The organism is Spirosoma luteolum, assembly GCF_054778875.1.
In genome coordinates this window covers 234,527-259,481 of the sequence record NZ_BAAGZE010000022.1, presented here as the reverse complement: position 1 = coordinate 259,481, position 24,955 = coordinate 234,527, and the positions used below count along the sequence as shown (strand labels likewise).

Genomic DNA, 24,955 nt, shown 5'->3' with positions numbered 1-24,955 from the left:
TCGGCGGCCCTGCAGTTTATTCCCAACATGGACGGCTTCCCCAACGGCCGGCGGCTGGAGGATGATGTGACGACCATTGAGCTGCAGGCCGTGTCGGGTGTGGTGTTGGCGGCCATCGGGCTCTGGTACGACGATTACAACCCAGCCACCTCGCCCAGTCCCGTTACGCCGAATCTGCTGAAGGTGCTGACCTTCGACGCGGGCGTTACCAAAAATGACACGACGCTGAAAGCCAGTTTCCCCTACGAGCAGAACCCCTGGCGCGCCTTCAACGGACCCCAGTATGCCGGCCCAACGGCGGCTACGATGACTCCGCTGGCCGCAACGGTGGTCGCCTACAATTGTACGTCGGGCGATATCACGTTCGGCCGCACCGGGGGCGATCCGGCCCGGCCCGTCGAATACCAGGCTGCGGGTGTAGTCAACGGGGGCTATAGCACCAACGTAAACCGCCAGATCGAAGCCGAACTGCGGAACGACCGAAACAGCCGCAGTACCCTGCTGGTCAAAGCCCGCTACGTGGGCGAGCCCGCATCGGAAGTAACCTACAGCTTCGAGTTCCGGGCCCGCTGCGGTCAGGCACGCGTGGCGGCCGAGTCGACAGCACCGTTGACCGTTCGGGTGCTGGGCAACCCCACCGCAGCTGAAGAGGTAACCGTCGAAATTACGGGAGCCGCCGGGCAGGCCGTCCGGCTGGGCATCACCAACAGCCGCGGGCAGCAGATCAGCCAGCAGTCGGTGAGTGAAGCCGCGCCCCTCGAACGCCGGACCGTTCGGCTGGGTCATGCCACGGGCGTTTATTTCCTGCAGGTGACAACGCCAACCGATCGGCAGACCGTTAAAATCGTCCGTCAGTAAATACCGGTAGCCGGTTGTCGGGCAGCAGCGACTCCCCACGGGGGTTGCCGCTGCCCGACGCCGAACTACCCTTCTGTCCCGTTTCTTTTCCGACGAACTCCTTCCAATCATGAACAGACCTTTTCGTTCGCTTCTTGTTCTGGCCGCCTTCAGCACAGCGGTGCTGACGTTTCCGGGCTGTACGAAATCGACGCAGTCCGGTGATACGACCACCACGGCCGACGCCGGGTATACGCTCGATATCCCCCCCCTGTACCAGCGACGCGGCCAGCTGGCCGCGGCCGCCGAATGGCCCCGTACCCAGCAGAAAGTAACCGAGCTGACTGCCAAGATCAACGCCGAACCGGGCAATGTGAAGCTGCGGCTGCAGGTAGCCATGATCTACCTGGCCGAAGCCCGCATCACCGGAGAGCACCCCTATTACTACCCCGCCATTCTGAAAATCCTTGACGGAGTGCTGTCGATGGATCCCAAAAACTTCGACGCCACCACGTTCAAGGCGTCGGTAAAAATGTCGCAGCACCAGTTTGCCGAAGCCCGTGACCTGGCCGAAAACGCCCGGCAGATCAACCCCAGCAATGCGTATGTCTACGGTGTGCTGGTGGATGCCAACGTGGAGCTGGGCAACTACGCCGAGGCCGTTACCATGTCGGACCGGATGCAGCAGCTGAAGCCCTCGCTGGAGTCGTACTCCCGGGCGTCGTACCTGCGCGAAATCTATGGCAGCTATCCGGGCGCCATCGAAGCCATGAAGCTGGCCGTACAGGCCGGGCTGCCCGGGTCGGAGCCCCAGTGCTGGAGCAAAAACACGCTCGGCCACCTCTACGAAATTACCGGTCGGCTGGCCGAGGCCGAACAACAGTACGACGGTATTTTGAGCATGCGGCCCAGCTATGCCTTTGCCATGAAGGGGAAGGCGCAGGTGCTGATGGCCCGCAAACAGTATCCGCAGGCGCTCGATTTGCTCACCAAAGCGGCCGCCATCATGCCCGAATTTTCATTCCACGAAGCGATGGGCGATATATACGCTCTGCAGGGGGATTCGGCCAGGGCCCGCGCCAAATACGCCGAGGTGGTTACCATGCTTGGCGAAGATGCCCGATCGGGCCACGCCGTTGATCTTGAGCTATGTAAACTGTACACCCGCATGGGGCAGTCCGACTCGGCACTGGTCTACGGGTTGAACGAACTCAAAAAGCGCCCCGCAAACATCGACGTAAACCATGCGCTGGCCTGGGTTTACTTTAACCGCAACGACCTCAGCAAGGCTCAGCAGCACATGCAGGTTGCCCTTCGCACGGGCAGCAAAGACCCCGAACTGCTCCGGCAGGCGGGTGCCGTTGAACTGGCGCTTGGCCATACGGGGCCGGGTGCCCGGCTGATTGCCGAAGCCCGCAAAACAAACCCAAATCAGTCGCTCTAGTCCCGTCGCTGTTCTGGTGGAGGTTGGTTCTTTGCTTACCCGATTATTCAGTTACGCCTATGCCTCGTTACGCTACCTGCCCCCCCACCGTTACAACGCCCGTTCTACTCCGGTCTTGTCTGGTCAGGGGCAGCAAACTACGGTTGTGGGACGGGTGGCTAACGATCCTGCTACTCCTCGTTCAGGCATCGTCGGCCTTTGCCCACCTGGGTACGCTGGCGGGTACGGTGTATGACCAGACCACGAACCGGCCCCTGGCGGGCGTTCATGTGCAGCTGACCAGGCTCGGAAAAGCCACCCTTACCAACGAACTGGGGCAGTACCGGTTTGCGGGCCTCGTGGCGGCAACCTACACGGTCGAGTTTTCGCACCTGGGCTACGGGCCACTCGCAACACCGGCTACGGTGCTCGACGATCAGCCCACGGTGCTCCGCACCACGCTCAGCCCCGCCCCGCTCGAACTAACCGAGGTGGTGGTGACTTCCCCCCGCGCCCACGATCAGACGCTTATCAGCAACCTCGATATCAAACTGCGGCCCATCACCAACGCCCAGGAAGTGCTGCGGCTCATTCCGGGTTTGTTTATCGGGCAGCACGCGGGAGGTGGTAAGGCCGAACAGCTGTTTCTGCGGGGTTTCGATCTCGACCACGGCACCGATATCCGGCTTACCGTGGATGGTATGCCCGTCAACATGGTTTCGCACGCCCACGGGCAGGGCTATGCCGATCTGCACTTCGTGATCCCGGAACTGATCGAGGGGGTCGATTTCAAAAAAGGGCCCTACAATGCCGACAAGGGCAATTTTACCACGGCCGGCTGGGCCGATTTCCGGACGCGTACTTTCCTCGACCATTCGTTTCTGAAGCTCGAAGGCGGTCAGTTCGATACTTACCGCGTGGTGGGCGGTGTCAACCTGATTCCGGCCAGCGTAGTAGCTACCCGGGGCGAGTCGGCTTACCTGGCTTCCGAGTATTCCTATTCGAACGCTTATTTCGACAGCCCGCAGTATTTCAACCGCATCAACGCGATGGGCAAGTACCACCGCCACCTCGGCCCGTCGACCAGTCTGACGCTGACCGGCTCAACGTTTTTCAGCCGCTGGAATCACTCCGGCCAGATTCCCGACCGGGCCATCGCATCAGGACTCACGGGTTTTTTCGGATCAATCGATCCCTCCGAAGGGGGCCAGACGAGCCGCACCAACATCAACCTGCAACTCACCACCCACACCCCCGCCAACCACGAAATCCGGCAGCAGCTCTACTACAGCCGCTACGCCTTCGCGCTGTACTCTAACTTCACCTTTTTTAAAGTCGACACCGTCAACGGCGACCAGATCCGGCAGCGCGAGCACCGCCAGCTGTTTGGCTACAATGGCAGCTGGTCGAGCCAGGCTACGCTGGGCCGCAGCCAGTGGACCACCACCCTGGGTGTGCAGTACCGGCAGGACCTGACCAATGGCACCGAACTATCCCACACCAAAGACCGCAACATTACGCTCAACCAGCTCCGCTACGGCGATATAAACGAGCTCAACGCCAGCGCTTATGTCGACGAACTGATTCAGTTCTCCCCGCGCTGGACACTCAACGCCGGTATCCGGGCCGATTATTTCCGGGATCAGTACACCGATCGGCTGGTGCAGCCCGCTGCTGTTGGCCGGGCCCGGCAGGCCATCATATTGCCCAAACTCAACCTGTATTACACGGCCAATCCGCGGCTGCAGCTTTATCTGAACACGGGCAAGGGGTTTCATAGCAACGATACGCGGGTCGTGGTGGCCCAGCAGGGGCGCCAGATTTTGCCGGCGGCCTACGGCTCTGATCTGGGCCTGGTTTACAAGCCGTTTCCAAAACTGCTCATCAACGCAGCGGCCTGGTACCTATGGCTCCAGCAGGAGTTTGTGTACGTAGGTGATGAAGGGGTGGTCGAGCCCAGCGGCCGGTCGCGCCGGCAGGGCCTCGATCTGTCGGTACGCTATCAGCTGACCAAAACGCTCTTTGCCGATCTCGATCTCAACACGGCCAAACCCCGCTCGGTCGATGCCGAAGCCGGGCAGAATTACCTGCCATTGGCGCCGGTCATTACCTCAGTGGGGGGCCTTACGCTCAAAACCAGCCACGGTCTGAGCGGATCGATCCGCTACCGGTACATGGGCGACCGGCCCGCCGATGAAACCAATACGCTGGTGGCGAAGGGGTATTTTGTGAACGATGTGCAGGCGAGCTACGTCTGCGGACACTATACACTGGGTCTGTCGATTCAGAACCTGTTCAACGTGCGCTGGAAAGAAACCCAGTTCGCGACCGAGAGCCGGCTCAGGGGCGAGGCAGCGCCCGTCACCGAGATTCACTTTACGCCCGGAAGTCCGTTTTTTGCCCGGCTCAGCCTCAACCGGCAGTTTTAGTCTATCGAACCCGGGTCCAGGTTTTGGTGCGGCCCAGCAAACTGATACCCATCACGTAGCCGTGAATATCGAGCAGGTTAGGATCGTGCATACTGACCTCACAACTGTAGGTCTTGCCGTCTTCGGGGTTGTACACTTCGCCGTCGCCCCATGTTCCATTACCCTTGTACGTCAGGTTAGTCAGCATGACCATGTTCATCAGCGGACGGTTGCGCAGCGATGGCTCCGGATTATGCACATCGGTTTTAGGGCGACTGGTGCCGGGCTCGTTGGGTTCGAGCATCCAGACCAGCTTGCCATAGTATTTGGTTCCCTGCTTGAAAATGAGCACCTGATTACGCTTTTTGGAGCTGAGCCACCGTCCCAGCAGCGCATCGGGATCATCGGCGGGTGCGCTGGCCGATACAAACAGGGCAACAAGCAACAACAGGGGAATCAGTCGGATACGGTTCATGCAACTATTTACGATAAAGCGACGGGTCGGGATGCCAGGCACCGGCAACTGGTGTAAGGCAAAACTACCGGCCCGAACAGTTTGTTGCGGGGCTTCGGCAAAACCCATCCGTTTGACCAGTTTTAGCCGCCAGGGATTAATGCCCTCTGTTATTTTGTCAACGCAGTTCCCGGCGGGGCAGCCCCAAACGCAAACCGACCCCGCCAGTTGCCTGACGGGGTCGGTTCTTTATGACCAAATGCGGCTTATGCCTGGCGGTTTTCCACCAGCGTTTTGAACTCATCGACCGTAATGTCCTGCGAGGCCAGGGTCAGCTGGCTTTTCGCGTAGTCGATGACTTTATCGTCGAACACCCGGTTGAAGGTGCTCGTGTAGTTCTGGCCGTTGTTTTTCTCATCGGTCAGGTAGTTGCGGGCGATCCGGTCGATGGTCTGATTCATCTCTTCGTTTTCGCCACCGGCAAAACCGAACTGCTCGCGCACCATCTGACGGGTTGCTTCGAGCACTTCTTCCTGATCGACCTTGATATCAGCCTTTTCAGCAATCTTGTTCTTGATGAGCTGCAGCTTCACCGATTTGGTAAAGTCGTCGTACTGCTCGTCGATCTGCTCGGGCGTGAATTTGCCTTCGTTCACCTCGAGAAGCCACGATTTCAGGAACTCGTCGGGCAGCAGAATCGGCGTCGTGTCGAGCAGTGCTTTCTCGATGTCGAGCCGCAGCAGCTGGCCTGATTCACGGCCGTAGTTGCCTTTGATGATTTCGGCTACTTTCGTACGCAGTTCATCTTCGTTGGTTACGGCACCGGGACCCAGTACTTTATCGAAGAACTCCTGGTTCAGCTGCGCCGGTTCGTGGCGGGTGATATCGTCGATAGCGAACGTAAACTCACCGGTCAGATCGGCCGCTTCTTCTTTCTTCACGCCGGTAGCCGTAGCCCGTGCTTTCTCATCGGGAAACGCCTGTTCGAGGGTAAACGTAACTACATCGCCTTTCTTTTTGCCAACAAACTGACCCTTGGCCTCATCGGCCATCTGGTTCATCGGGAATGCAGTTTTGGCCGAAAAGCCTTCCGTGCCTTCGGCAGCTACCTGCTTCAGTTCGCCGTAGATGGTGTCGCCATCGCCCACTTCTTCAGCGTGGGTATGCTCGTGGAAACGCTGTTGCAGGTCAGCAATGGTGCTGCTTACTTCGGCGTCGCCGGCCTGAATGTCGTATTGGTTAATAGCAGGCAGATCGGCAAAGTCGATATCAAAATCCGACGCCAGACCCAGCGAGTAGCTGAACGCGAAATCGCCCTGGGTATCCCAGTCGATCGCATCGGCCTGCTCCCGGTTGGGAACGGGATCACCTACTACCTGCAGTTTGTTTTCGCGGATGTAGTTGCTGACAGTTTTGCTCAGCAGCGCGTTGATCTCGTCGACCAGGATGCTTTTACCGTACATTTTCTGTACGAGCGACGCCGGCACGTGACCGGGCCGGAAGCCTTTCAGCGCAACGGTTTTGCTGTACTGCTTGAGTTTCTTGTCGACTTCGGGTTTGTAGTCGGCGGGGGTCAGCTTAATGTTCAGCGATGCGTTGGTGTCGCTGGCTTTGTCGAGGGTAATCTCCACGTAAATAGTAGTTTAAAAGGTGAAAGAGCGAAAGAATGAAAGAGTGAGTCGTTCGGCACAACGCTCTTTCGCTCTCTCACTCTTTCGCTCTTTAGGTACTTGTACGGGCGGAGGGACTCGAACCCCCATGCCTTGCGGCACCAGATCCTAAGTCTGGCACGTCTACCAATTTCGCCACGCCCGCTGGTAGATCAACGGCTCCGTTCTATCGTTTCCACGTCGGCCTGTGTGCCCGTCGTACGCTACAACTTTGCTCGTTTGAGGGTGCAAAAGTACAAAAATTTCCGAATAGACCAAATCCTCGGTGGGCAGCTTTTATTTTTCCGGTTCGACGGCTCATTTTCCCATTATTTAATTGTTAACTTGGTAGAACGAGTACAACCGCCGGGCCTGTGCCCTTCTGACTATATAACCTGCCAATGATGAATGCTACCGAACGGCGCTCGACCCCCGAGCCCGTAATCGACCTTGAACTGGAGCGCCAGGAAATTCTGAAACGCTATCGGCGTTTGCTGCGGGCGGCAAAACCCATGCTAAAGGGCGACGATGCGAAATTGATTAAACGGGCCTTCAACACCTCGGCCGAAGCCCACAAAAACATGCGCCGTCGGTCCGGCGAACCCTATATTTACCACCCGCTTGCCGTTGCCCAGATCGCCGTCGAAGAAATTGGCCTGGGTCCTACCAGTATCGTGGCAGCCCTGCTCCACGACGTGGTCGAAGATACCGAAACGACCATCGAAGACATCAACCACGTCTTCGGCCCTAAAGTGGCCCGCATCATCGATGGCCTTACCAAAATCTCGGGCTACTTCGAATACGGCACGTCGCAGCAGGCCGAGAATTTCCGCAAGATGCTGCTCACCCTCTCCGACGACGTGCGGGTGATCCTGATCAAACTGGCCGACCGGCTGCACAACATGCGGACGCTCGATTCGATGCCCCGCGACAAGCAGCTCAAAATTGCCTCTGAAACAATCTACATCTACGCCCCCCTTGCCCACCGGCTGGGGCTGTATGCCATCAAATCCGAGCTCGAAGATTTATATCTGAAGCATGTAGAGCCCGACGCTTATAAAGACATTGCCAAGAAACTGCGCGAGACCAAGCTGGCCCGCGACCGGTTTATCGGCCGCTTCATCGAACCCATCGAGAGCGACTTGCGCGATACGGCGCTGCCCTTCGTGATTAAAGGCCGGCCCAAGTCCATATACTCGATCTGGACCAAGCTGAACAAGTCGAACAAGCCGTTTGAGGAGATTTACGATTTGTTTGCCGTGCGGATCATTCTGAATGTGCCCCCCGATCAGGAGAAAGCAGCCTGCTGGCGGGCCTATTCGATCGTGACCGATCACTACAAACCCAACCCCGACCGGCTTAAAGACTGGATCAGCACGCCCCGTACCAACGGCTACGAATCGCTGCATACCACCGTTATGAGCAAGTCAGGCCAGTGGGTGGAGGTTCAGATCCGGACCGAACGGATGAACGAGATTGCCGAAAAAGGCTACGCAGCTCACTGGAAATACAAAGGCAACGACACCCAGACCGGCGCCGGTATCGAAACCTGGATCAGTCAGGTACGCGACATGATCGAGTCGGCCGGGAGTGGCGACAAGAAAGCCGCCATTGAGTTTGTCGATGATTTCCGGAGCAATCTGTACAGTGAAGAAGTCTTCGTGTTTACGCCCAAGGGCGACCTGAAAGTGCTGCAGCGGGGTGCCACCGCCCTCGATTTTGCCTTCGATATTCACACCCAGATCGGGGCACACTGCATGGCCGCCAAGGTCAACAATACGCTGGTGCCCCTGAGCCACGTGCTGCAGAACGGCGATCAGGTCGAAGTCATTACCTCTAACCGCCAGAAACCCAGCGAAGACTGGCTGCGGTTTGTAGTGACCTCGAAGGCCAAGACCAAGATCAAAGACCTCATCAAGGAGGAAAACAAACGGTACGTCACCGACGGACGCGAGCTGGTACAAAAGAAACTGCGCGTGCTGCGGATGGAGATGACCAACGAACTGATCAATCAGCTTCGGGCCTACTTCGGCTCCAAAACCACCGACGATTTCTTCTACCGCGTGGGCAAAGGGCACGTCGACGTGCAGGAGTTGCGCAAGTTCAAGTCGGATAAGGAAGCGCGCGAGAACCGGGCCAACAAAATCAACACCGACGCCATCCAGGACGGCAAGACCTTCGCCAAGGAGCTAAAGAAAATTCATGGCGAACGGGCCGATGCCGATATGCTGCTGATCGGCGAGGACATGGACCGCATCGACTACACGCTGTCGAAATGCTGTAACCCCATTTCGGGCGACGACGTCTTTGGCTTTGTGACCATCAACGATGGCATTAAAATCCACCGCGTCACCTGCCCCAACGCCGTTGAACTAATGTCGAACCACGGCAACCGCATTATCAAGGCCAAATGGACGAGCCAGAAAGAACTGGCGTTTCTGGCGGGCCTGCGTATTACGGGTACCGACCGGGTGGGCCTGATCAACGACGTGACGCGGGTGATCAGCAACGAGCTGCACATCAACATGCGTTCAGTCGCCATTGACTCCAAAGACGGTGTTTTCGAAGGCAACATCCGGCTTTATGTCCACGACACGGCGCACCTCGAAACGCTCATGCGTAAACTTGAGCGGGTGCAGGGTGTGTTCGAAGTGCTGCGATTCGACTCGTAGCGGGGGTTTGCGATTCGTGGTTTGTGGTTTGTCGTAGCTGTTGGCAGTACAACGAACCATAAACCACGAACTTCACCCGACCCTACACCGCAAACCTCAGTCCGAAACCCCTACCTTTGTCAGTATATAACCCAATTGGAACGGACATGCCAGCGCCGAAGCAAACAAACCTGGAAGCCGCCCGGACCATTTTCACAGCCTACCTCGAACGAAAAGGGCTGCGCAAAACGCCCGAACGGTTTGCCATACTGGAAGAGATATACAATCGGGAAGATCACTTCGATGTCGACGAACTGTATATATCCATGAAAAACAAACGGTACCGCGTCAGCCGGGCTACCGTCTACAATACCCTCGATGTACTGGTCGACTGCGATCTAGTCACCAAGCATCAGTTTGGCCGTAACCTGGCGCAGTACGAAAAATCGTATGGCTACCGGCAGCACGACCACCTGATCTGCACCGATTGCCACAAAGTGATGGAATTCTGTGATCCCCGGGTACAGAACATTCAGAACATGGTCGGCGACATGCTGAAGTTCAACGTCATGCACCACTCGCTGATTTTCTACGGGGCCTGCGCCCGCGATCATTGCGAGAACCGCGCCCACAAGGCCAGTGCCGACATGCCCGAGGGCCAGCAGGGCACCCTTTCGTATCCGGCCGACGTGCAGGGGCGTTGACCAGCAGCAACCCGACCCGGCCCCTTCGGGTCGAATTGGGTGCGATGTATTGGTTTTTACGCCCCCCCAACCGACCTTTGAAGCGGCTATTTTCGACGAACCTCTCGGCTGGCTGTGTCATCCCTTCCTGCTAACCCAGCGATGACCACCGGCGCTTTTCAATACGCCATCGGGAATCGACACCCGGTCGGCAATCAATCACAAGTATGGTAGACGTGTTATTAGGCCTCCAGTGGGGCGACGAAGGAAAAGGTAAAATTGTGGACGTTCTGGCGCCCCAGTATCAGGTAGTAGCCCGGTTTCAGGGTGGCCCCAATGCCGGGCATACGCTTGAGTTCGACGGGTTCAAGCACGTACTGCACCAGATTCCGTCGGGTATTTTCCGGAGCGATATCCAGAACATCATCGGCAACGGGGTTGTGCTCGATCCCATTGTTTTCAAAAAGGAAATCGACGGGCTGGCCAAGTACAACCTGCCGCTGACGAAAAACCTCCAGATTTCGCGCAAGGCTTCGCTTATTATTCCGACGCACCGCCTGCTCGATGCGGCTTACGAACAGGCCAAGGGCGAATCGAAAATCGGCTCGACCCTGCGCGGCATCGGCCCCACCTATCAGGATAAAGTAGCCCGCCAGGGCCTGCGCGTGGGCGATATCCTCTCCCCCGCTTTTGCCGACAAATACGGCAAACTGGTGGCGGCCCACAAAATTATTCTCGAACAGAACAACTACGACTACGCATCAGTACTGCCCCAGGCCGAAACCGATTTCTTCGCGGCCGTTGAGTTCATGAAGCAGTTCGTTCTGACCGACAGCGAATATGCGGTCAACGATGCGCTGCAGGCGGGTCGGAACGTACTGGCCGAAGGGGCCCAGGGATCGCTGCTCGATATCGACTTTGGCTCATACCCCTTTGTAACGTCGTCAAACACGATGGCAGCCGGCGCCTGCACCGGCCTCGGGATTGCCCCCCGTCAGATTGGCGAAGTGTTCGGCATTTTCAAAGCTTACTGCACCCGCGTGGGCAGTGGCCCGTTCCCGACCGAACTGAACAACGAAACGGGTGAGCGCATTCGTAAGGAAGGCAATGAGTTTGGCGCCACGACCGGCCGGTCGCGCCGGTGCGGCTGGCTCGACCTGCCTGCCCTTCGCTACGCCATCATGATCAATGGCGTAACGCAACTGGTCATGATGAAAGTAGACGTACTGAATATTTTCGACGAGATTCAGGTCTGCACCCATTACAAGCTGCCCGATGGCACACTGACCGATCGGATGCCGTATGACCTGACCGATATCGACGTAACGCCCGTCTATAAATCCTTTAAAGGCTGGCAGGCTGACCTGACCAACATCCGCGCCTACGAGGACATGCCTGCCGAACTGGCAGCATACGTGGCGTTCCTGGAAGAAACGCTGGCACTTCCCATCAGCTTTATTTCGACCAGCCCCGACCGCGAAGCGATCATTCACCGGCAGGCGGCCGTTGCCTGATCGCCATTACTTACCTTTTTGTAAACGAAATCGCCCGGCCTAACGTTAGGCCGGGCGATTTCGTTTACAAAAAAATACCTAAGTATATTCTGCATTTAAAATTTGCGTTGTATATTTGTCTCAGGTCAGTCACTGGACGGGCCTACGTACCCACTGTAACGACTTTATACCACCGTAACGTACTTAGCAGCAGGATATTTCAGGCAACTAGCCTGGCCCTGACTGCCTCTTAAAGCCCGGTAGACCACTGCGTCGCCGGGCTTTTTTCTTACTGAGTAACCGCCGGTCGGCGAGGCTGCCGGCCAACGGGCATCGCCCGCGGGCAGCGGCCGAAAACCCGCCCGGGTGCCTATCTTTGCGTCATGTCGCTGACCAACTTCTACCAGACGCTTTACCAGACGGATCAATTATACCGCGTACCCGGCGAATCATGGCGTATGCCCATGCCGACGACCGACGACACGTGGTTGCCGGCCACCGAACCGGAGCCGGTTACAGGCGACCTGCTGGCCGATCTCGACCGGCTGGCCCAACCGCAGACTCCCGTCAGCGATCACCTGCCAGCTTCCCCCGCATCCCAGCCCCTCATAGCCGCTGCACCCGCCCTGGTCCCTCCCGTCAGCGTACCCGTACCAGCCCCGACAGCGGTACCCGACCACCTGGTCGAGCGCCCGGAAAATACGGTACTTCCAGTCAGTCTATCGGTGCCCCTGCCGGTTGTGCCAGCGCGTCCGTCGGTTCCCACCACCTTGCCGCCGACTCAGCCGGCTGCCCGGGTACCCGAGCTGCACCACAAAGTACTGCTGCTGGCCGACGAAGAACTGGATCCCAGCAACCTGCTGTTTCTGGAAAAGATTTTAAAAGCGGTGAACCTGAATATCGACGGGGTCGATCTGCTCAATCTGAATGGCGTTCGCGATGTCGATTTCGCGGAAATGGTTACAGGCAAGCATGTTCACCATTTCATCACGTTTGGCGTACCGTTCAGCCGGGTCAATCTGGACATTGCCATGGACCGCTACCTGCCGGTGCGCTTTTTCGGCATCAATTTTCTGATGGCCGACTCATTGCCCACCATCGAAGCCGACGTGACACTCAAAAAACGGCTCTGGGGCGCATTGCAGCAGATTTTCATGCCCAGGTAGCCGAGCCAAACAGCCCCGATCCGTCAGCGTACCGTTCCCTGGGTGGCAGCCCGCTGCGCCGGAAACCAGGAGGTCAGCACCGTAATCAGCAGCACCAGCGCCCCCGTGAGGACAATGTCAGCGAGGTCGAGCCGAACCGGATAGGCATCGACAATCGCACTCGTCATACCCATGCTGATAAACCCGTACGACTGCTGTGCCAGACATAGCACAATGCCCAGCAGCAGCCCCGTGGTGGCCCCGGTAAGCGCAATGATGGCACCTTCGGTCAGAAAAATCCGGCGGATGAGATCGGGCGTGGCTCCGAGCGCATACAGGATACTGATATCGCCCTTCTTCTCGATAACCAGCATGGAGAGCGAAAAGAATATATTGATGCTGGCAACCAGAATAATAAGCGCGAGGGTCAGCGTAACGAACAGTTTCTCGACCCGAATGGCCCGGTACAGGCTTACGTTCAGATCGTCGCGGGTTTGCACCACCAGCCGACTACCCAGTTGTTTCTGCAACGTTTCTTTCACCGCCAGTTCATTGGCACCCGGCACCAGCTGCAGTTCGAGCGACGACACCTCATCGGGCTTAAACGCAAACAGATCGCGCGCTACCGTGAGCGGAGCCAGCACGAAGTTGTCGTAACGCGATTCGATAAAGAAAATGCCCGCCACCGTCAGTCGCTGCTGGTTGAAGGCGTCGGGGTTCAGGGCGTTCAGTGTTTTGCCAGTCTGCGGATACAGGATATCGAGGGGCGTTAGGATATCGGCCGGCGAAATACTGAGGTCATTGCGCACACCATCGGCCACAACCGCGTAGTTGACACCATCGCGGTTCAGCAGCAGTTTGCCCTCCAGCAGTGCTGAGTCGAGCGCGGTACGCTGCAGATAGGAATCATCGACCCCCTTGAGCCGCACCACCGTCTGTCCATCGGCGTAGCGGGCCAGTGCGTTATCCTGCGCGACCCGTGTTGTCGCCTTCACCCCCGGCACCCGCTGTACGGCAGCCAGCAGCTGTGCCGGTGCCAGGAAGCGTTTACCCGTTTTGGGTGTAATGGTCATGTCGGCCTCGAACGTCTTGAAAATCTGTCGGTTCAGTTCTTCCATGCCGTTAAAGACCGACAGGACGACCACCAGTGCCATGGTACCCACGCCCACCCCCAGCATCGACAGGATCGACAGCCAGCTGATGAAGCTGCGTTTTTTACGGGAAAAGAAGTAACGGCGGGCTATCCAGGGGGCGAGTTTCATGTATCCAATTGTGCATGCGTGAATGAGCAAATGAGTGAATTACCAGATACGATCAGCCAATTATTCACTTACTCGCTCATTCTCAATTCGCCCATTAATCTTCATCATCTTCTTCCGGTGCGGGCGGAATGTCGAGGCCGGCGAATAGTTTATCCATTTTATCGGCATACTCCACCGTATCATCGATGTAGAAGCTTAGGTCGGGCACGATGCGGAGCTGATGCCGAACGCGTTCGCCCAGCAACTGCCGGATGGTTTTACCTTTCTCCTGAATGCTGTCGAGCAGCAACGCCTTGTTTTTGGTAGCCAGAAAACTCAGGTACACCCGGGCAACGCTCAGGTCGGGCGACACCCGCACACTGGTGACAGTGATAAAGGCGCCGTTGAAGAGGTGGGGCACTTCCCGCTGAAAAATTTCGCTTAGATCCCGCTGCAACTGCCGGGCTACTTTCTGCTGTCGTTTCGATTCCATAGTGTCGTCTGCGGGTACAGATGAAACGGCCAGCCGACCGAATGGTTCAGCCGGGCCGGGTGCTGTGCAGGCCCAACGAGCCTCCCCGCCGGGCAAATATCCGTACCTTTTTCCGTTCTGCCGAAAATGACCGTAATTTCGCTGATGCGGCACCGCGCCCTGCGCCGGCTGCCCCGACTGGCTCAACTCATCGCTTCGGCTACTACATACCGCTTTGCTTCGCTTTTTCCGCTCTTATTTTCCCTATCTCTACGTGGCCCTGCTGGGGTTGCTGGTGCTGATTCGGCTGCCCCTGCTGCTGCGGCCACTTCCTCTGCTCGTTCCCGAACTGAACTGGCTGCTTATCGGCGAGCAGATGGGCCGGGGGCACCTGCTCTACCGCGATATCTGGGACAGTATAAGCCCGCTGTCGGCCATGGTCTACTGGGGCCTCAATACGGTGTTTGGCCGGTCGGTTACGGCCCTGCACGCAGCGGCCGCCGTGGTTTCGATTTTCCAGATCGTGTATGTCAACTACCTAGCCAACGTGCGCGACGTGTATTCCGACCGCACGTTCTGGCCGGGGCTGATCTACATGCTGTTTCTGCACCTGTCGTTCGACTGCCTCACGCTGTCGCCCATGCTGATGTCGACGTCCTTTCTGCTGCTGGCCTTCGGTACGCTGATCCGGCAGATGGAACGGCGCGGGGCTACCGATGAAGTATTCGAAATCGGGTTTTATCTGGGCATTGCGGCCCTGTTCTACCTGCCATCGGCCCTGTTTATCGTGTGGGCATCGGTTTCACTGCTGCTCTACACCGGTGCCACCTTCCGGCAGCATTCGCTCACCGTATTCGGATTTCTGTTTCCCTTTGCGGTCATGGTGCTGTTCTATTACCTGCGCGACGGACTCGACGATGTGAACCGGAACCTGCTGTCGTCGGTCTTTCGGGTACGGCAGTACGCACTGTCCAACTTCCAGTCGCTCATCATCACGCTGCTGATTCCGGTGGGGCTGGCGCTGCTGGGCTTTCTGAGTCTGTTCAATACCCGCAACCGGTACGTCAACGTGCAGCAGCGCATTCAGCAGATCATGATGCTGTGGTTTGTTACGGCCCTGCTGACGATTATTCTGATGCCGTACCTGGCGCCCATGTCGTTCCTGAACTTCGTGCCGCCCATTGCCTATTTCGCCGTCTTCTACTTCGAAAATCTGCGCAAGACCTGGGTAGCCGAAACGGCGTTCGGACTAGCCTCCGGGCTGATTCTGCTGCTGTTCTACCAGGGCGCCCTGGGGCTGATTCCCGGCGCGCAGCTGGGGCAGCTCAGCAATTTGCGCGTGCCGGCAACCCATCTCCCCCCAGCCATCCGCAATGAACCGATCCTGGTAATCGGCGAAGACCTGAGTGCCTACCGTAACAACCGCCCGGCCACACCTTATCTCAACTGGGATCTGGCTCAGTTCGACCTTAAAAATCTGGATAATTACGAGGCTGTAATCAACGTATTCGATAATTTTCGTAACGATCCGCCTACCTATATCATCGACCACGAGCAGGTCGTCGAGAAGTTGTTCCAACGCGTACCGGCCCTGTCGGCGCGCTACGAAAAAACGACGTATCAGGGTATCTACAAACGGAAAGTCATACCCAACTAGCGTTGCCCCCGGTTCGCCGGAGTACATACCTTTAATCAGCCACCCCCATGTCGCCCTCGTTTACCAACAAACGGACTAACCTCTACATTTTTCTGAGTGCGGTATTTCTCACCAATGCCCTGATTGCCGAAATCATCGGCGTCAAGATTTTTTCGGTCGAGGCTCTGCTGGGCACCCAGCCGGCCCAGATACACCTGCCCGGCAATTTTATACTCGATTTCAACCTCACTGCCGGGGCCGTGATCTGGCCCTTCGTGTTCATTACCTCCGACATCATCAACGAATACTTCGGAAAGGCTGGTGTCCGCCGAATTTCGTTTCTGACCGCGGGCTTCGTGGCCTACAGTTTTCTGATCATCTACGCCGTCACTACGCTGCCGCCTGCCCAGTTCTGGCTCGACGTAAACGCCAAAGACGCAGCCGGCAATGCCATCAACATAAACAATGCTTTCCAGATGATTTTCCGGCAGGGGCTGGGCATCATCATCGGCTCGCTGACGGCGTTTCTGATTGGACAGATTCTGGACGTCTACGTGTTTCACTCACTGCGACAACTGACGGGCAGCCGCCAGATCTGGCTGCGTGCCACGGGCTCTACGCTTGTTTCCCAACTGGTCGATTCCTTCGTGGTGCTTGGGATTGCTTTCTACGTATTTGGCAACTGGTCGCTGGCGCAGGTGCTGGCTGTCGGGATTATCAACTACCTCTACAAAGCAACCACTGCCGTTCTGCTGACGCCCCTGCTGTACGTTGCCCATTATTTCATTGATCGCTACCTCGGTAAGGAGCACGCGGAAGAACTGGCCAACGAATCGGCCATGAGCAGTTTTATGTAGGCCCAGTACGCCCCCCGGCTCAGCCGCGTCAACCCCGCTCTTTCCCTTACGTCTGCCGGCAGTCTGCCTGTTTAGTCACACAAACTTCATGAACTCACCCGACTGGTCAACGCTGAACCCGAACCAGCTGTTCGCTCAAATCATTCACGATAGTCAGACCGGTATCGTCATCTTCAGTGCGGAGCGCGATGCCCAGCAGGCCTTCGTCGATTTTCGGTTTAGCTTTATCAATCCGATCGGTGCCAAAATGATCGGCAGCACCCCCGAAGCACTGGCGGGCCGCAGCTACCTCAGTTTTTTTTCGGAAGCCGAGTCGAGCGGATTACTGGCCCTCTACCGGCAGGTACTCGAATCGGGCGTGCCGGCCCGGGCGAGCGAAATTCCTTACTTTGCCGATGGTGTGTCGGGCTGGTTCGATCTGTACGTGTCGGCTTACGCCGATTCGCTGGTTGTCAGTTTCACCGACATCAGTTCGCTCAAACAAACGCAGCTCGAATCGGCCCGCCAGGCCACTTTTTTCGACCAGCTCCTCCAGACGTCACCCAATGGGGTTATTGCCTACGAAGCGGTTCGGGACGCCGGTGGCCGCATCCGCGATTTCAACGCGGTGTTTTTCAACGCAGCGTACGAGCGTATTTTCAACGAAACCGCCACCCGCATTCGGGCCCGTACGTTCCGCCATCGGTTCCATAGTGATGAAGATTCGGAGCTGTTTACCTTTTACGTCGATACTGTACAGACTGGCCAATCGTTCAAGCGGGAGCGTTATTATCCCGGACTCGGCAAATGGCTGAGCCTGTCGGGCGAAAAACTGTTTGATGGCTTTTTGGTCATCATCAGCGACATAACGACCCAGAAAAAAATCGAACTGGCGCAGCAGCAGCTGACCCTGGCCCTGCAGGCGGCCAATCAGGATTTGCTGCGGTCGAATGAAAACCTGCAGCAGTTTGCCTACGTAGCCAGCCACGATCTGCAGGAACCCCTGCGCAAGGTGCAGCAGTTTGGCGACCTGCTGAAGATGCAGTATGCACCGGTGCTCGGTGATGGGGTCGATTATCTGAACCGAATGCAACAGGCCGCCGGCCGCATGTCGACGCTCATCAAGGATCTGCTTTCGTTTTCGCGGATCACCACCCAGCCTGCCCGCACACCGGTCGATTTATCGGCGCTGGTAGCCGATGTGGTCACTGATCTGGAGATGCGGATACAGGAAACGGGGGCTACGCTTAAGGTGGGAGTGTTGCCGACCCTGACAGGCGACCGATCGCAGCTGTCGCAGCTGTTTCAGAATTTACTGAGCAATGCGCTGAAGTTTAAGCGCGAGGGAATAGCACCTGACATTCGGCTCGAAGCCACCACCGTAGCGGCCGATGCGCTGCCCGCCGAGGTGCAGCCAGCCTGGCCGGCTAACCGCTACCACCAGTTTACGTTCAGCGACAACGGCATCGGGTTCGAGATGAAGTATGCCGACCGGATTTTTGAGGTGTTTCAGCGGCTGCATGGCAAACAGGCGTTTGCCGGCACAGGCATTGGGCTCGCCATATGCCGCAAAGTAGTGCAGAACCACGGGGGCGCCATTGTGGTAACGAGTCAGCTTAACAGCGGCACAACTTTCCACATCTACTTACCAGCCAATGGCGAGCAGGCCGGCGATGCCGATCGGTCGATTCAATAGGGCAGGTCTTCGCGGCAGAGTTCGGTATAGAGTTTAACCCGGAGTTTTGCTTTGCGTTTATCGCACCAGCCTTTCAGCCAGTATAGATCGGCGGGTGTCATAAAATCCGGCTCGCCGTTGTTGCTCTCTACCCGGGCGATCAGCATGGTCAGCGATTTGATCTGCACCAGCAACGCATCGAGTTGCAGCTGATAGAAAGCCACCATGCGTTTACGACGGTACCGACTGGGCCGCGCCGATGTGGCCGGTAGCCCGGCGGGGCCGGCCGGCTGGGGCAAAACAGCCGTAGCCGGACTGTCGCCGAACGTGGTGCTTAAATTACTGATAAGTTTAATCAGCTTGGCCTGATCGGCTTCACTGGCGCTTCCAATTATCTGACCGGCAACCATCAGTAAATAGCGCTCAAGTGCTTCATCAAATAACGGCGGAAAGCGCATAGTAAATTCCTCAAAACGGCACAGGATATGCTGCTTTGGCTAACCGGCTGGCCGCGCCGGTTCGTTAGCAGGCTGGCAGAGCAGCTAGTTTCAGACGAATGTCAGCCTGTTCGACAAGCGACTTCAGAATCCTGGTGTGGTCGATTAGTTTCTGAAAATTGGGTTTCCCGGCCGGTGATGCCTGACCAGGATCATCCATCTCCTGAACCAGGTTTTCCAGCCCTTCCTGCATACACATCGACAGACTGATAAGCTCATCGACCGGACATTGCCCAACAAATGTACCTATTTTATAAGGAGCATCTATGCTGAGCCCAGCCGCTTCGATGCAGGCCATCAGCCGAAAATAGCTGCTGCAGTATTGCTCGGCTGCGGCCACCCAGCCCATGACGGCAAAACGTGACTGTAGTTCCTGATCCAGCGCTTCTTTTTCGGTGCGAGTTGTACTTTTCATCATATAAGGAATTAATTGGTGGGTACTTTTCCTTTCTGGCTATAGTGCATAAGTAACAGTCTATTCTTCAAATTCACAACCAAACTGATCGATCTTTTTGGCTGTAGCTGGCATCTGAGATAGCCTGAATCCTTAAAAAGCCCTTAAACGACGATTTCCAGGCTATTATAACAGTCAGAAAAAAATTTAGTCAATCGGATTTTTTTTCTCTGCCCGCAGGCAGCCCCACCCCACCACTAGGTATTTTTCCATATTCGAGACAACTGAGTATGACGGGTCCACCTAATCCGGTAAGGCGCGTTGTCCGGGCGCTGGTGTACTTTCCTGCTAATTGGACTAACGATCGGCCGGAGGTCACCCAGTATCGTCAGCAGTCGCGTCGACCTAGCCAGTTACCCGACGCCAGTTGTCGAGCAGGATAGCGGTAGCGATACCGACGTTGAGCGACTCGGTTTCGCCGAAGCGGGGAATCGTGACCCGGTTGGTCACGAAGGCGCCCGTAGCGGGCCGTATGCCGTTCGATTCGTTGCCCATAATGAGATAGCCCCCCTGGTCGAAAGTCAGCTCATGCACGTTGATCCCATCCAGAAAGGCACCGTAGACCGGGAACTGACCAGCACCGGCCAGCACCGCGGTCAGATCGCCGTACCACCACGACACCCGCGTGAAGGAGCCTTTACTGGCCGAGATAACCTTGGGGTTGTAGATATCGGCCGTGGTTTCGGAGCAGAGAATCTTGCGTACGCCGTACCAGTCGGCAATGCGCAGAATGGTGCCCAGGTTACCGGGGTCACGGATATCGTCGAGCACCAGCACAATTTCGCCGGGCTCGGCTACTAAGGGGCGGTTTTCTTTCGTTCTGACCACAGCCAGGGCGGCATTGTTGCTCTCGAGCGTACCGAGTCGTTCCAGGTCGGCAGCCGACACGATTTCGACGGGCGTTTGTTGGTGGTCTGTCAGGCGACTGTTTTCTTTGTAGAAGGCTTCGGTAGACACGAGCAGCTCGATGGTGAAATCGGCGCTTAAAACCTCCTGCACACTCTTGGCCCCCTCGACCAGAAAAGCCCCGTGTAGCTGCCGGAATTTTTTCTGGTGCAGCGACTGAATGTATTTACTTTGATTTTTGGAAAGCATAGCGACTATGGTGAATCAGCAACGGCCCCGGCCAACGACCGGGCATTCCAGCCTCCGACTGGGGTGGCCGCTGCTGGGGGTGATGCTGCTAACCGCCACCCTCTCGGGCTGCCTGACAACCCGCAGCTCGCGTAACGGCTACCTGCTGACGGCCCAGACCATTCGGGGCAACCGGATTATCGACAGTGATCAGCTCGAAAGCCTGATTCCGCAAAAACCCAATAACCGGGTACTGGGCCTGCCCATCTCGCCCCGGCTGTGGTTCTACGAACAGGGCCTGCGCCACTATAACCGCGACGCTGCGGCTCAGGCGTTGCAGGCCAAAACTAATGAATTCGATCAGCAAAGCCAGCAGCTGGCCGATCAGCCCGCCCAACTGCGCAAACTGAACCGACGCTACGGCCGGCAGCTGAAACGCCTGCGCCAGAAAGCCGAAGAAGGCAACTGGCTGATGCGCAACCTGGGCGAGCCCCCCTCCTACTTCAGCGAACGCGACGCCCAGACCAACACCACGAAAATGCAGAAGTACCTCTTCGACAAGGGGTTCTTCAACGCCGAAACAGGCTACCGGCTCGATACCCTGCGGGGACGCCAGATTCGGGTGCGCTACCGCGTGACCGAACATGCCGGCTATTACCTGCGCTCAGTTGCCTACACGATCGATGATCCCCGCGTCGATTCGCTTGTCCGGCGGTCGCTGCCACAGGGCCTGCTGCGGGTAGGCGACCGTTTCGATCTGGACAACGTTGCCAACGAAAAAATCCGTATCGAGTCGCTACTGCGTGACGAGGGGTATTACGCTTTCTCGCGCCAGTACGTACGGTTTGGCGATGTCGACACGGTTCGGCGGGCTACGGACAGCGGCTCGTTGACCGATTCGCTGCACCGGCCGGTCGATATCGGGCTGCGGGTACTGAATCCACCGGGTCAGCCGAGCCACCCCCTCTACCAGATCGGTGCCGTCGACGTGCGGATCAGCCCCGACGAAACCCAGCCGGCGGCCCTCGCCACCCGACCCGACACGGTTAGCCGCAACGGCATCACGTATTTTCTGGGCGGGCGTAACCTATCTACCCGGCTCCTCGACAGCAAGATACAGCTGCGGCCCGGCCAGCTCTACAGCCAGACCCGCTACCGCGACACCCAGCGCCAGCTGTTCCTGCTCAATCAGTTCAAGTTTGTCAACCTCAACTTCACCGATACCACCAACCGGCAGCTCCGCACACTTATCACGGCGACGCCACTCGACAAGTATGAAGCCACCGCCGAAGGCGGCCTGACGGTGCTCTACCAGGCCCAGGGGTATCCGGGCGGCTTTGGCAGCCTGATCTTTCGGGCGCGCAATCTTTTCGGCGGCCTCGAAACGTTCGAACTGTCGGGGCGGTTCGGGATCGAAGCGCAGACCGGCTTTCTGACCAACATCAATTCATCCCGCGAGACAAGTGTGTACAACTCGCAGGAGCTGGGTATCAGCAGCTCGCTTACGTTTCCGCAAATTCTTTTTCCGGGGCCCATCCGGCGTCTGTTCATACCGTATAACCCCCGCACCCAGATCAGCCTCAGCTACAACAATACCTACCGGCCCGACTTCCGGCGGTCGCTGCTCCGGGGTACCATGGCCTACAACTGGCAAACGTCTCCCACCAAGCAGTTCAGCTTTCTGATTGCCGATATCAACCTCATCAACGCCAATTTTGACACCCGGTTCGGGCCGCTGTTTCAGCGCCAGCTCGACTCGCTGGCCCGGCTGGGCAGCACCATCAAGCTCAGCTTCCGGCGCTCGCTCAGTTCCAGCATCAGCTTTGCCTATACCTACAATACCAACCTGCCCAACCAGCCCGGCAGCTCCGGCCGCCGGTCGACCAACTTTCTGCGCACGGTGATCGAATCGGGCGGAACGACGCTTAATTTCCTGCCCAACCGCCTGATCGACACCACGGCCCGCAGCCTGCAGTTCTACAAATTCGTGCGGTTCAACGTCGACTACCGCCACTACATCCCGCTGCGGCCCCGCACCACACTGGCGTTTCGCGTCAATACGGGGCTGGCCTACGGCTATGGCCCCGACGGTGGCCCGGTTCCCTACGAAAAACTGTTTTTTGCGGGCGGCAGCAACAGCGTGCGGGCGTGGCTGCCCCGCCGGCTGGGACCGGGAGCAGCGCAGCCCGACCTGGGCGACAACGGCCAGTACCGCTACCTCTTCGAGCAACCCGGCGACCTGCTGCTGGAAGGCTCGGCCGAACTGCGGGGGCGGCTGTTTCACCTCGGCGCCGACATCAACGGCGCACTCTTTATCGACGCAGGAAATGTCTGGACCCTGTCGAAAAATGCCCCGCGACCGGGTGCCGCCTTTGCGCTCGATACGTTTGTACCCCAGATTGCGGTTGGCACCGGCGTGGGGCTGCGGTTCGACTTTTCGTTTTTCGTGATACGGTTCGACGGCGGCATCAAGGTATGGGACCCCGCCCGGCAGTATTTCCGCACGGCCGAGGGAACCATCGAGGATCAGCGGTTTTTGCTGCCTCAGTTCTCGCTGCGCCGACTTACCTCAGGCCCCAACCCCCTCATTATCAATTTCGGGATCGGTTACCCCTTCTGATACTCGCCGGAGCGAGGCCATGCCGAACCCCTTCTTAGCATTTTTTAACGCGGGGGTTTACTGACAAAATGACAGCATTCCGGCAGATCTTCGTAAATTTGCAGGCCCTCGGGTGCTTCACTTAGCCCGGGGACTGTGCCTTATGACGATGATTCCCGAATTGACGATACTTCAACCGGCTGACAAGGAAGCCATTGATCTGCCCCGTACCCTCAATGATGAACCGGCGGTGGGCAAAAAGCGGCTCTATATCGAGAGTTACGGCTGCCAGATGAATTTCGCCGACAGTGAGATTGTGGCGGCTGTGATGCGCAATGCCGGTTTTGCCACCACCTCCACGGCCGAAGACGCCGACCTGATCTTTCTGAATACCTGTGCCATCCGCGACAATGCCGAGCAGAAAGTGCGTAACCGGCTCAAGCACCTGGTCGGCCTCAAACGGCAAAAGCCCGAGCTGCTGGTGGGTATGCTGGGCTGCATGGCCGAACGGCTGAAAACCAAGCTGCTCGAAGAAGAGAAAGTGGTGGATCTGGTGGCGGGCCCAGATGCCTACCGCGATATTCCGAAACTGGTCGAGGAAGCCGAATCGGGCCAGAAAGCCGTCAACGTCTTTCTGTCGCGCGAGGAAACGTACGCCGACATTGCGCCCATTCGGCTCAATTCGAACGGTGTCACGGCTTTCGTGTCGATCATGCGCGGCTGCGACAATATGTGCTCGTTCTGCGTGGTGCCCTTTACGCGGGGCCGCGAGCGGAGCCGCGACCCGTTCTCGATCGTGCGCGAAGCCCAAGACCTCTTCGACCGGGGCTACCGCGAGGTTACGCTGCTGGGTCAGAACGTCGATTCCTACAAGTGGCTCGGCAGCGAAGGCACCGTGCAGCCCCTCGACGCCGACGCGCTGGCGCCCGTAGCGCCCGGCACGGCCACCGTCAACTTCGCTCAGCTGCTGGCCATGGTGGCCCGGATTCATCCCGACCTACGGGTTCGGTTTTCGACGTCGCACCCCAAAGACATTACCGATGACGTACTGCACACCATGGCGCAGTACGACAACATCTGCAACTACATCCACCTGCCCGCCCAGAGTGGGAACAGCCGGGTGCTCAAGCTGATGAACCGGACCTACGACCGGCCCTGGTACATGGCTAAGATCGACAGTATCCGCCGGATTCTGGGCGACGACTGCGGTATCTCGACCGACATGATTTCGGGCTTCTGCTCCGAAACCGAAGAAGAACACCAGGAGTCGCTGTCGCTGATGGATTACGTCCGCTACGACTACGCCTACATGTTTGCCTATTCGGAGCGGCCCGGTACCCTGGCCGCCAAGAAGTATGCCGATGACGTACCTGAAGACGTGAAAAAGCGCCGGCTCAACGAAATCATTGCCCGGCAGCTGGCCCACTCGGCCGAGCGCAACCAGCGGCACATCGGCCAGGTGCAGCGCGTGCTCATCGAAGGCCCATCGAAACGCTCCGACGCCGAACTGTGCGGCCGCAACGACCAGAATAAAATGGTGGTCTTCGCCAAAGGCGAGCTGCAGAAAGGCCAGTACGTCGATGTGCGTATTACCGAGTGCACCTCGGCCACCCTGCGGGGCGAGGTGGTTTAGTCTATACAGTGTACCGTTTCCCGTTTACGGTTTCCCGCCGGAGCGCGCCCCCGATACGGGCTGCGTCGCCAGGCCGAAACCGGTAAACGGGAAAC

General features: G+C 57.7%; 19 protein-coding genes and 1 tRNA gene. 12 read left to right on the top strand and 8 right to left on the bottom strand.

Annotated features, from left to right (window positions below; translation table 11 throughout):
• From ACYVAC_RS20320 to ACYVAC_RS20310, 3 genes are all read left to right on the top strand, one after another.
• The coding region (locus ACYVAC_RS20320; RefSeq protein ID WP_461099635.1) for a T9SS type A sorting domain-containing protein at positions 1-858 on the top strand (858 nt) is incomplete at its 5' end.
• Positions 859-967: 109 nt separating this feature from the next.
• The gene (locus tag ACYVAC_RS20315; RefSeq protein ID WP_461099634.1) at positions 968-2,281 is read left to right on the top strand and encodes a tetratricopeptide repeat protein; all 1,314 of its coding nucleotides are present in this window, start codon (positions 968-970) and stop codon (positions 2,279-2,281) included.
• Between the two features lie 59 nt (positions 2,282-2,340).
• The gene (locus ACYVAC_RS20310) at positions 2,341-4,689 is read left to right on the top strand and encodes a TonB-dependent receptor (RefSeq protein ID WP_461099633.1); all 2,349 of its coding nucleotides are present in this window, start codon (positions 2,341-2,343) and stop codon (positions 4,687-4,689) included.
• Between the two features lies 1 nt (position 4,690).
• Here the strand turns inward: ACYVAC_RS20310 and ACYVAC_RS20305 are convergent, their stop codons facing one another.
• From ACYVAC_RS20305 to ACYVAC_RS20295, 3 genes are all read right to left on the bottom strand, one after another.
• Positions 4,691-5,143: a DUF2147 domain-containing protein gene (locus ACYVAC_RS20305; protein ID WP_461099632.1), complete on the bottom strand. Its 453-nt coding sequence runs from the start codon at positions 5,141-5,143 to the stop codon at positions 4,691-4,693.
• 245 nt (positions 5,144-5,388) lie between these two features.
• Entirely contained in the window at positions 5,389-6,753 is a 1,365-nt protein-coding gene (gene tig, locus ACYVAC_RS20300; RefSeq protein ID WP_461099631.1) for a trigger factor, read from the bottom strand.
• A gap of 102 nt (positions 6,754-6,855) precedes the next feature.
• Positions 6,856-6,937 (bottom strand) — tRNA-Leu (locus tag ACYVAC_RS20295).
• A 235-nt stretch (positions 6,938-7,172) separates the two neighbouring features.
• Between ACYVAC_RS20295 and ACYVAC_RS20290 the strand changes: the two genes are divergently transcribed.
• The 4 genes from ACYVAC_RS20290 (at position 7,173) to ACYVAC_RS20275 (ending at position 12,764) form a co-directional block, all read left to right on the top strand.
• Positions 7,173-9,443 (top strand): RelA/SpoT family protein, encoded by a 2,271-nt coding sequence (locus ACYVAC_RS20290; protein WP_461099630.1) that lies wholly within the window; start codon positions 7,173-7,175, stop codon positions 9,441-9,443.
• A 146-nt stretch (positions 9,444-9,589) separates the two neighbouring features.
• A complete protein-coding gene (locus ACYVAC_RS20285; RefSeq protein WP_461099628.1) occupies positions 9,590-10,126 on the top strand; it encodes a Fur family transcriptional regulator in 537 nt (178 codons plus the stop codon).
• Positions 10,127-10,332: 206 nt separating this feature from the next.
• On the top strand, positions 10,333-11,619 hold the full coding sequence (locus tag ACYVAC_RS20280) for an adenylosuccinate synthase (RefSeq protein ID WP_461099627.1): 1,287 nt from the start codon (positions 10,333-10,335) through the stop codon (positions 11,617-11,619).
• Positions 11,620-11,981: 362 nt separating this feature from the next.
• Complete coding sequence (locus tag ACYVAC_RS20275; protein WP_461099626.1) at positions 11,982-12,764, top strand: hypothetical protein; 783 nt, start codon at positions 11,982-11,984, stop codon at positions 12,762-12,764.
• A 23-nt stretch (positions 12,765-12,787) separates the two neighbouring features.
• On the opposite strand, the gene ACYVAC_RS20270 is transcribed toward ACYVAC_RS20275, so the two are convergent.
• Together ACYVAC_RS20270 and rbfA are read right to left on the bottom strand one after the other, a co-directional pair.
• On the bottom strand, positions 12,788-14,005 hold the full coding sequence (locus ACYVAC_RS20270) for an ABC transporter permease (protein WP_461099625.1): 1,218 nt from the start codon (positions 14,003-14,005) through the stop codon (positions 12,788-12,790).
• 94 nt (positions 14,006-14,099) lie between these two features.
• Positions 14,100-14,477, bottom strand: coding sequence for a 30S ribosome-binding factor RbfA (rbfA, locus tag ACYVAC_RS20265; protein WP_461099624.1), 378 nt, complete (start codon positions 14,475-14,477; stop codon positions 14,100-14,102).
• 214 nt (positions 14,478-14,691) lie between these two features.
• Here rbfA and ACYVAC_RS20260 point away from each other — a divergent pair, with 214 nt between their 5' ends.
• The 3 genes from ACYVAC_RS20260 (at position 14,692) to ACYVAC_RS20250 (ending at position 18,624) form a co-directional block, all read left to right on the top strand.
• Positions 14,692-16,113, top strand: coding sequence for a hypothetical protein (locus ACYVAC_RS20260; RefSeq protein WP_461099623.1), 1,422 nt, complete (start codon positions 14,692-14,694; stop codon positions 16,111-16,113).
• A 47-nt stretch (positions 16,114-16,160) separates the two neighbouring features.
• Positions 16,161-16,949: a queuosine precursor transporter gene (locus tag ACYVAC_RS20255; protein ID WP_461099622.1), complete on the top strand. Its 789-nt coding sequence runs from the start codon at positions 16,161-16,163 to the stop codon at positions 16,947-16,949.
• An 88-nt stretch (positions 16,950-17,037) separates the two neighbouring features.
• Complete coding sequence (locus ACYVAC_RS20250) at positions 17,038-18,624, top strand: sensor histidine kinase (RefSeq protein ID WP_461099621.1); 1,587 nt, start codon at positions 17,038-17,040, stop codon at positions 18,622-18,624.
• Here the strand turns inward: ACYVAC_RS20250 and ACYVAC_RS20245 are convergent.
• The 3 genes from ACYVAC_RS20245 to ACYVAC_RS20235 all read right to left on the bottom strand — a co-directional run bounded on the left by ACYVAC_RS20245 (position 18,618) and on the right by ACYVAC_RS20235 (position 20,649).
• Positions 18,618-19,061, bottom strand: a complete 444-nt coding sequence (locus ACYVAC_RS20245; protein ID WP_461099620.1) for a hypothetical protein — start codon at positions 19,059-19,061, stop codon at positions 18,618-18,620. The two genes, ACYVAC_RS20250 and ACYVAC_RS20245, sit on opposite strands and share 7 nt — an antisense overlap.
• Before the next feature lie 64 nt (positions 19,062-19,125).
• The gene (locus ACYVAC_RS20240) at positions 19,126-19,515 is read right to left on the bottom strand and encodes a hypothetical protein (protein WP_461099619.1); all 390 of its coding nucleotides are present in this window, start codon (positions 19,513-19,515) and stop codon (positions 19,126-19,128) included.
• Between the two features lie 384 nt (positions 19,516-19,899).
• On the bottom strand, positions 19,900-20,649 hold the full coding sequence (locus ACYVAC_RS20235) for a TrmH family RNA methyltransferase (RefSeq protein ID WP_461099618.1): 750 nt from the start codon (positions 20,647-20,649) through the stop codon (positions 19,900-19,902).
• 7 nt (positions 20,650-20,656) lie between these two features.
• Between ACYVAC_RS20235 and tamL the strand changes: the two genes are divergently transcribed.
• Both tamL and miaB read left to right on the top strand, forming a co-directional pair.
• Positions 20,657-23,248, top strand: a complete 2,592-nt coding sequence (gene tamL / locus ACYVAC_RS20230; protein WP_461099617.1) for a translocation and assembly module lipoprotein TamL — start codon at positions 20,657-20,659, stop codon at positions 23,246-23,248.
• A gap of 142 nt (positions 23,249-23,390) precedes the next feature.
• Positions 23,391-24,860, top strand: a complete 1,470-nt coding sequence (miaB, locus tag ACYVAC_RS20225; protein WP_461099616.1) for a tRNA (N6-isopentenyl adenosine(37)-C2)-methylthiotransferase MiaB — start codon at positions 23,391-23,393, stop codon at positions 24,858-24,860.
• Positions 24,861-24,955: the final 95 nt, after the last annotated feature.

Excerpts from the sequence above, each read along its gene's own strand:
- ACYVAC_RS20315 (WP_461099634.1), top strand. The coding sequence starts at position 968 with ATGAACAGACCTTTTCGTTCGCTTCTTGTTCTGGCCGCCTTCAGCACA.
- ACYVAC_RS20310 (WP_461099633.1), top strand. The coding sequence starts at position 2,341 with ATGCCTCGTTACGCTACCTGCCCCCCCACCGTTACAACGCCCGTTCTA.
- ACYVAC_RS20305 (WP_461099632.1), bottom strand. The coding sequence starts at position 5,143 with ATGAACCGTATCCGACTGATTCCCCTGTTGTTGCTTGTTGCCCTGTTT.
- ACYVAC_RS20290 (WP_461099630.1), top strand. The coding sequence starts at position 7,173 with ATGATGAATGCTACCGAACGGCGCTCGACCCCCGAGCCCGTAATCGAC.
- ACYVAC_RS20285 (WP_461099628.1), top strand. The coding sequence starts at position 9,590 with ATGCCAGCGCCGAAGCAAACAAACCTGGAAGCCGCCCGGACCATTTTC.
- ACYVAC_RS20280 (WP_461099627.1), top strand. The coding sequence starts at position 10,333 with ATGGTAGACGTGTTATTAGGCCTCCAGTGGGGCGACGAAGGAAAAGGT.
- ACYVAC_RS20275 (WP_461099626.1), top strand. The coding sequence starts at position 11,982 with ATGTCGCTGACCAACTTCTACCAGACGCTTTACCAGACGGATCAATTA.
- ACYVAC_RS20270 (WP_461099625.1), bottom strand. The coding sequence starts at position 14,005 with ATGAAACTCGCCCCCTGGATAGCCCGCCGTTACTTCTTTTCCCGTAAA.
- rbfA (WP_461099624.1), bottom strand. The coding sequence starts at position 14,477 with ATGGAATCGAAACGACAGCAGAAAGTAGCCCGGCAGTTGCAGCGGGAT.
- ACYVAC_RS20255 (WP_461099622.1), top strand. The coding sequence starts at position 16,161 with ATGTCGCCCTCGTTTACCAACAAACGGACTAACCTCTACATTTTTCTG.
- ACYVAC_RS20250 (WP_461099621.1), top strand. The coding sequence starts at position 17,038 with ATGAACTCACCCGACTGGTCAACGCTGAACCCGAACCAGCTGTTCGCT.
- ACYVAC_RS20245 (WP_461099620.1), bottom strand. The coding sequence starts at position 19,061 with ATGCGCTTTCCGCCGTTATTTGATGAAGCACTTGAGCGCTATTTACTG.
- ACYVAC_RS20240 (WP_461099619.1), bottom strand. The coding sequence starts at position 19,515 with ATGAAAAGTACAACTCGCACCGAAAAAGAAGCGCTGGATCAGGAACTA.
- ACYVAC_RS20235 (WP_461099618.1), bottom strand. The coding sequence starts at position 20,649 with ATGCTTTCCAAAAATCAAAGTAAATACATTCAGTCGCTGCACCAGAAA.
- tamL (WP_461099617.1), top strand. The coding sequence starts at position 20,657 with ATGGTGAATCAGCAACGGCCCCGGCCAACGACCGGGCATTCCAGCCTC.
- miaB (WP_461099616.1), top strand. The coding sequence starts at position 23,391 with ATGACGATGATTCCCGAATTGACGATACTTCAACCGGCTGACAAGGAA.